The following is a 776-nucleotide window of genomic DNA, read 5'->3' on the forward strand; positions in this document are numbered from 1 at the left end:
TCGTCGATCGCCTGCGACGACTGGCGCAGCGATTCGGCCGTCTGCTGCGCGGCTTCCGACAGCTGCGACAGCGCCTGCGTGATCTGCTCGGCACCGTTCGCCTGCGTCTGCATCCCTTCGTTGACCATCTGGAAGCGCGGCGCGAGCGTCTGCACCTCGGCGATGATCTGCGACAGCTGCCCGCCGACCTGCTGCACGTCGAGCATGCCGCGGCGCACTTCCTCGGAGAACTTGTCCATTCCCATCACGCCCGCCGACACGGCCGACTGGATCTCCTTCACCGTCTGCTCGATGTCGTAGGTCGCCACCGCCGTCTGGTCGGCCAGGCGGCGGATCTCGGTCGCGACGACCGCGAAGCCGCGGCCGTACTCGCCGGCCTTCTCGGCCTCGATCGCCGCGTTCAGCGACAGCAGGTTGGTCTGGTCGGCCACCTTGGTGATGGTCGCGACGACCTGGTTGATGTTCAGCGCCTTCTCGTTGAGGATCGCGAGCTTCGCGTTCACCGAACCGGCCGCGTCCATCACGCTGCGCATGGTCTCGCCCATCCGCGTGAGGCCGCTCTGGCTCACGCCCGCGAGCGTCGCCGACTGCTCGGCCACGCCGGCCACCTCGTTCATCGTGCGCAGCAGGTCGCGCGACGTCGCGAAAATTTCGCGCGACGTCGCACCGATTTCGGTCGTCGTCGCCGCGGTTTCGTTCGCGGTCGCCTGCTGCTCGCGCGACGTCGCCGCGATTTCGGCGACCGACGTCGTCACCTGCAGCGACGACTGCTGCGC

1 protein-coding gene is annotated in these 776 nt (G+C 68.3%); it reads right to left on the reverse strand.

Annotated elements, in window-relative coordinates; translation table 11 throughout:
• Positions 1-776, reverse strand: a 776-nt coding sequence (locus DIE16_RS36300; RefSeq protein WP_260426353.1) for a methyl-accepting chemotaxis protein, incomplete at both ends; no start/stop codon positions are given.

Source organism: Burkholderia sp. Bp9090 (assembly GCF_003857985.1).
GTDB lineage: Bacteria > Pseudomonadota > Gammaproteobacteria > Burkholderiales > Burkholderiaceae > Burkholderia.